This is a genomic window from Parabacteroides sp. AF21-43, assembly GCF_003635435.1.
In the GTDB taxonomy this organism is placed as follows: Bacteria; Bacteroidota; Bacteroidia; order Bacteroidales; family Tannerellaceae; genus Parabacteroides; species Parabacteroides distasonis.
Genome location: NZ_QTMG01000028.1, coordinates 69,981 through 76,237, shown reverse-complemented (window position 1 = coordinate 76,237; position 6,257 = coordinate 69,981). Strand labels below are relative to the sequence as shown.

At 41.4% G+C, this 6,257-nt stretch carries 5 protein-coding genes; 2 read left to right on the top strand and 3 right to left on the bottom strand.

Going from position 1 to position 6,257, the window contains the following annotated elements; genetic code table 11:
- Positions 1-134 precede the first annotated feature (134 nt).
- Both DWX84_RS22240 and DWX84_RS22235 read left to right on the top strand, forming a co-directional pair.
- The gene (locus DWX84_RS22240; RefSeq protein ID WP_048927822.1) at positions 135-464 is read left to right on the top strand and encodes an AAA family ATPase; all 330 of its coding nucleotides are present in this window, start codon (positions 135-137) and stop codon (positions 462-464) included.
- Positions 446-970 (top strand): hypothetical protein, encoded by a 525-nt coding sequence (locus tag DWX84_RS22235; RefSeq protein WP_368314963.1) that lies wholly within the window; start codon positions 446-448, stop codon positions 968-970. Before DWX84_RS22240 ends, DWX84_RS22235 begins: the two co-directional genes overlap by 19 nt.
- Before the next feature lie 240 nt (positions 971-1,210).
- Here DWX84_RS22235 and DWX84_RS17120 read toward each other — a convergent pair whose 3' ends face one another.
- The 3 genes from DWX84_RS17120 to DWX84_RS17110 all read right to left on the bottom strand — a co-directional run.
- The gene (locus DWX84_RS17120; RefSeq protein ID WP_121961057.1) at positions 1,211-1,561 is read right to left on the bottom strand and encodes a hypothetical protein; all 351 of its coding nucleotides are present in this window, start codon (positions 1,559-1,561) and stop codon (positions 1,211-1,213) included.
- Between the two features lie 102 nt (positions 1,562-1,663).
- Positions 1,664-3,271, bottom strand: coding sequence for a RagB/SusD family nutrient uptake outer membrane protein (locus DWX84_RS17115; protein WP_048927827.1), 1,608 nt, complete (start codon positions 3,269-3,271; stop codon positions 1,664-1,666).
- Between the two features lie 27 nt (positions 3,272-3,298).
- Positions 3,299-6,257: TonB-dependent receptor (locus tag DWX84_RS17110; RefSeq protein ID WP_134820264.1), on the bottom strand; the 2,959-nt coding region annotated here is incomplete at its 5' end.

Below are 6,257 nucleotides of genomic sequence, written 5' to 3'. Positions count from 1 at the left end.
GCGTGTGAAGTAAATCTGTATCATGTCAACAGGCTAGGGGATAAGCAATTGCTTTCTCCTGTAAACAAAAAACGCCTAAAATTGCTTTCTGCTATAAACAATTCATATATATTTGCATATATATAAGTACGATTATGGATCGATTGATAGAGATGTATCGAAAGAAGTTGCGATTTACCTCTACCGCCTTTATTAAAAGCACGATGTACGAAATTAATTGGGATGCCCGGTTGATCGGCATAAGAGGTGCTCGGGGAGTGGGCAAGACTACGTTGTTGCTACAACATATCAAGCGAAATTTTCCGCAAGACGAACGAACCTTATATGTCAGCCTAGATAATATCTATTTCTCTGACAATAGATTATATGACTTTGCGGATCGTTTCGTGAAACGAGGAGGAACACGCTTATACTTGGATGAGGTACATAAATACCCCCACTGGAGGTGGAGCTACCACAATTGAGAGGAGTGGATATCTCCTATTTGCCCAAGATAAAGCAATTATTATTAATCATATCCGAGTCGGCTCCTTTTATCCCGAATATCAGTAAGCTCAGCGAAAGGATTGGTATCACGAGAAACGCTTTATTGACTTATCTAAGCGTATTAGCGGAAAGCAAGCTGACCTACAATCTACTGAAATCTGCTTTTGGCATCTCCCGCCTGCAAAAACCAGACAAAATCTACTTGGAAAATACGAATCTGATGTATGTCCTCTCGCCTTCAGAAGCGAATATCGGCAACATACGAGAGACGTTCTTCGCAAACCAATTGAAAAAGTCTCACCAAGTAACAATGAGCGAAGCCAGCGATTTTTTGGTGGATGGAATTTATACGTTCGAGATCGGTGGCAAGCGAAAAGGGTACTCACAAATAGAGGGAATACCGAACGGTTTTATCGTTGCGGATGATATAGAAATAGGGTTTGGCAATAAGATTCCGTTGTGGATGATGGTTTTTTTATATTAAGGAAAAATCCATACTGAATAGAATCTTTTCTATCAGCAAAAACACTATCTAGTCTTTTGGATCGGTTCTTAGAAGGTTAGTTTGTATTTTATGACAACTTACGGGTTAGCCGAATACTATAAAAAAGGGAAGAATGATAAATCATCCCTCCCTTTAAACGCCATCAGTTATAAAAAAAACTAAAATATATCTAGTTTTATTCTTTATTTTTCAAAAATTGATTTATGATCTCTTTATTTATTATTTATGTACTGTTATTGAGATCATCGCCCCTCTTTCCCCATTTGAACAAGATAAAGTGTATTCACCCGGTCTCGTAAACCGGATACCAATAGGATTACCTGTATCTTTACGATTGTTAAAATAAGCATTTTCAGAAGGTGATACCATCCATTTTACTGTTCCACCTAAGTCAACCTCATAGTATGAAGTAAACTCGACAGGGATATAGGTCTCTCCTTTTATGGAAGGAAAACTTACAGTCTCTACACTATTTATCTTGTTAGCCTCTACATAATTGTCACTTGCTATGCAGTAAGATGAAAAAAAAATAGCTCCTAATACAAATACAATCTTGAATAACTTTTTCATAAATGTATAAATTTAAAGTTTAAGAATAATGTAACAAAAAAGCTTATTATAGATAAATCTATTTAGAGAGGGTGCATTTTAAATTTAGCACCCTCTTAAATATTATTGAGCGGAATAACCTTCGTTTTGAGTCAAATTCGGGTTACGTTGGATCTCTTCAACAGGGATCGGCCATACCAAGTCTGTAGCCTTGAACGTAGCGCCACTACCATTAGTAGCACCTACTAAGTCAACAAATGTAACTTGGCCTTTATTGGTTGTTGAAATCACAGGGAATTTATTTGTACGAAGACAGTCATCCCACATCTTCATCTCCAATGGAAATTCACGCAAACGCTCTTTCCAACACTCTTCGATGAAGGCTTGTTTACCCATAGTCTGTAAAGATGAAGCAATGTCCGCAGCAGTTTTACCCTCAGTATTCGCACGGGCTTTTACCTGTGCTAAATAATTGGCAGCTTCAGAAGTTACACTTCCGGATTGCGCGATACATTCAGCCGCTGACAATAAAGTTTCTGCGTAACGGTAAAAGTTCCAGTCCTTTGTACCGATACCTGTTTCCAAAATAGCGGTCTCATCGTACCAATACCAGTTACATGCTACAGGATTATTGGCCGTACCAAAAGTAATCTTTGTTCCGTCGATAGGATGTGTATATTCCCATTGGAAGAATTGGTTCGGTTGAACACGTAAGTCATTGCCTTCATAAACATTCAAATATTGGTTGCTTATGCCATAAACGTTCACCCATAAGGAATATTTGTTTTTAGTAGAAGACGCAGTAAAGAATGCCTCAGCGTCACCATTAAAAGCATGGACAGGCAAGTTTCCAGTATTGGAGATAGACGCATCAAATTCGCGAGCGTAGATAACCTCGGGAAGATCGTCGGTAGCCCGTAGCTTGTTAAACGCACTATTTAAAGCCAAATCCTCATTAGCGGTCAATGAGAAAAGCCCACTATTGATCACATCACGTAACGGAGCGATGGCGTTACTATGATCACCTAGCATCATATAGACGTTGGCCAATAACATATCTGCCGCATACTTTGTTACACGGTGTCCATTACCGGAGAATGTAGCGGAAGGTAAATTCTCTGCAGCTTCCTTTAAGTCCGGAACAATGATCTGCTCGTAAATAGTAGCCTTAGCCGTACGGGTAGGATATTCGATCAAAGTAGCGTCCTCGGTCGGTTCTGTCATCATTGGGACATCACCAAACATCTTCACCAAATAGAAATAGTTCAACGCACGGAAGAAACGAGCCTCAGCCTTATATTGCGCTTTGTTCTCCATCTCCACGCCATCAACATACTTCAATACAGCGTTAGCGATATTGATCACTTTATAGCAATCCGTCCAGACACCATTGGTTTGATAGTTACAAACAGACTGCGTAAAGTTCTGCCGCGTCAATTTACGCGCATATGCGCAATCCACCTCTTGGCCTTCAAAGTCATTTGTGAAATACCCTGTCACCATATTCATTACCGACAAGCTGGAGCCACGGTAGGCACCCGTCATGCTACCCATTTTCTCTGGAGCGCCTGTACGATATAAATAATTGACGTTCTCGATAATATCTGCGCCTGTCTTGTAATAAGTTTCCAAGGTCAATGCAGACTTAGGAGTCTCTTCCAAGAAACTATCACAGGAGGTAAAACCTACCAATCCCGCGCATAAGATCGCTGTTGTTAATATTTTTTTCATCGTTGTTCTCTTGATAATTTAATTTAATTAAAATGCCACATTTATACCCAAAGTGAAAGTTCTCGCTCTTGGATATGAGAAGAAAGTCATGTTCTGACCAAATTGACCAGCTGAGACAGTACCTCTTTCACTGCTATTATCAATCTGTGAGGTACTCTCTGGATCGTATCCATTAAACTCTTTCGAGGTAATGCAGAACGCATTGTTTACGTTGAAATAAACACGTAAACTGCTGAATGGAGTTTTCTTCAGTTGGTTAGAATCAAAGTTATAACCCAGCTGAATCAAGTTCGCACGCAAGTAAGAGCCATTGGCTACCCATTGAGAGTCGAATTGGGTATCTTGGTCCGCATGACCTGTATTGAACAAATACACAGCCTGCTGCATACTTCCCGGATTCGTTCCATTATACGCATCATACAAAATATTACTCAAACCATTCGTTTGTCCAAAACGGTCATAGGTAGAGTGGTAGAACTCTTGCACTGTCTGAACGCCAGCCACAAATTGTAAATCCAATGTGAAGTCCCAGTTCTTCCAGCGTAAAGTATTGATCATTGATCCGGTCCAGTCCGGTGTACCTTTACCCAAGATCTCTCTTTCTTCAGAGCGTTTGGCACGACCAATCTGCTTTTTCTCGCATTTGCCTGCCTCAAAATCCTCAGTCGTATAAACGCCCAAGCGTCTGAAACCATAGAAACTACCGACGCTCTCTCCTACACGCAAAAGTGAATAACCATTTAAGAAGCCATTCTGTAGGATATCCTCATCGTTCTCACCCAAGGAAAGTACCTCGTTCTTATTGTAGTTGGCATTGATAGACGTTGTCCAAGAGAAATCCTTCGTATCTATGTTACGAGTGGTTACCATCAAGTCCAAACCTTGGTTACGGATAGAGCCGATATTCCGGTAAACGGTCTTGAAGCCGGTTGTATGAGGAACCGGAGAGTCTAACAGCAAATCGCTAGTCTTCTTATTATAGTAAGAAGCGTCTAATGAGATACGGTTATGGAACAATCCTAAGTCAAAACCTATATCAAACTGAGCTGTTTTCTCCCATTTCAAATCCGAGTTAGGCAAAGTACCTAAATAGGAATATCCGTTACGTACCCCATTCAACAATAATGTACCGCTAGAGACCGTAGCCAGCGATTTGTAAACACCGATCTCAGAGTTACCGGTCAAACCATAACTTGTATGTAATTTCAAATTGCTGATCGTGTTCTGGTCACCCATGAAATCTTCTTGTGTGATGTTCCAAGCTAAACCTGCGGATGGGAAGAAGGCATATTTATTATTATCACCAAACTTGGATGAACCATCATAACGACCTGTTACCGTCGCGGAGTAGCGATCCTTGAAAGTATAGGCGAAACGCAAGAAATAGGAGTTCATGGCCCAACGTTCCCAATACGTCGTAGGAGAGTCTGGAACTGTTCCGGCACCCATATTGAAATCCTCATAACGGTCGCTACTGAATGTCTTCGTATACATTCTTGAGTAGTCGTACTTACGTTCCTGCCAAGACAAACCAGCCATAGCGTTAATCCTATGTTCTCCAAAAGTCTTATTATAAGTCAAATAAGTCTCTTCCTGCCAGTATAGGGTATTCGCTTGTCTTCTTTCCGCTACACCTTGTTGGTCTTTACCCAAGTTATTCAAGTCGCTTGGAGTGTAAGCATGTAAAGACTGGAAGTTCGCATCAACACCAAATTGGGTCTTCAAATCCAAACCTTCGATAATATGGAAAGTCAAGGCGGCATTTCCAAAAATCTTCGTGTTGTAGTTCATATTCTTTTGTGTTGTCAGAATATGATATGGATTCGCCATGGACTCAAAGTTCATAGGCATGTTCGGCGTATTGGAATTTGTATATTTCCCATCATAAGATACAGGCAGCCAAGGCAGCATCTCAACCATCGTACGACGAGCGTCTTGGGCACCACCTTCCTCTTTCGTAGAGTTGCCCCATGTATGGTTAACCGCTAAATTCACTGATGTAGACAACCATTTCGTAGGATCCGCATCATAAGTAAGTTTTCCATTCAAACGTTTGGAATAAGTATTCCTCAAGATGCCTTGATTATCCGTGTAGTTCAAGAACGCTCCCACAGAAGACTTCTCTCCTCCCTGTTGGATATTCAACTGATGATTATGGGAGATAGCTGTACGCATAGCCTCATCTTGCCAATCCGTATCATACAAGGGATTACCATTGGAATCAAAGAAACGACTGTCAGAAAACCAATATGAACGATCCGTAGACCAATTAAACGGAACCTCAACTCCATTTACGGTATGCGATCCCCATTTATTTTCATTCTCTATACCTGTCATGAATGCGTCACACCACTCCTGTGAGTTCATTAGATCCATTTTACGAGAACGACTCGCTACACTCACGGATCCTGCATAGCTAATAAGCGTTCCTTCCCCTTTCTTATTTCCACGTTTGGTAGTTACCATTACGACACCGTTCGCGCCACGAGCACCATAGATAGCGGTTGCGGAAGCGTCTTTCAATACCTCCATTGACTCGATATCATTCGGGTTCATCAAATAAAAGTTCTCCATTACGACACCGTCCACAACGTACAACGGGTCGGATGAAGCGTTAATCGTAGCTTGACCACGGATAACAACACGGCTACCATAAGCACCCGGCTGGCTAGAGTTAGAGAAGATGTTTACACCGGCAGCCTTACCGCGCAAGTTGTCCAATGCGCTAAAGTTCTGCGCCTTCAGCATATCCTCTCCTTTAGCCGTAGAGATAGAACCTGTCACGTCAGATTTCTTCATCGTACCGTAACCTACTACCACGACCTCATCCAATGTCTGCGTGTCCTCTTTCAAGGTCACATTGATAGCAGACTGGTTTCCTACGGGGATCTCTTGCGACAAGTAACCGATATAGGAAAATACCAATATTCCGTCGGCGGGCACACCCTCGATCGTATAATTTCCATCAAAATCAGTGATCGTACCG

Bases quoted from the DNA above. Each gene is read 5' to 3' on its own strand.
- DWX84_RS22240 (WP_048927822.1), top strand. From the start codon at position 135: ATGGATCGATTGATAGAGATGTATCGAAAGAAGTTGCGATTTACCTCT.
- DWX84_RS17120 (WP_121961057.1), bottom strand. From the start codon at position 1,561: ATGAAAAAGTTATTCAAGATTGTATTTGTATTAGGAGCTATTTTTTTT.
- DWX84_RS17115 (WP_048927827.1), bottom strand. From the start codon at position 3,271: ATGAAAAAAATATTAACAACAGCGATCTTATGCGCGGGATTGGTAGGT.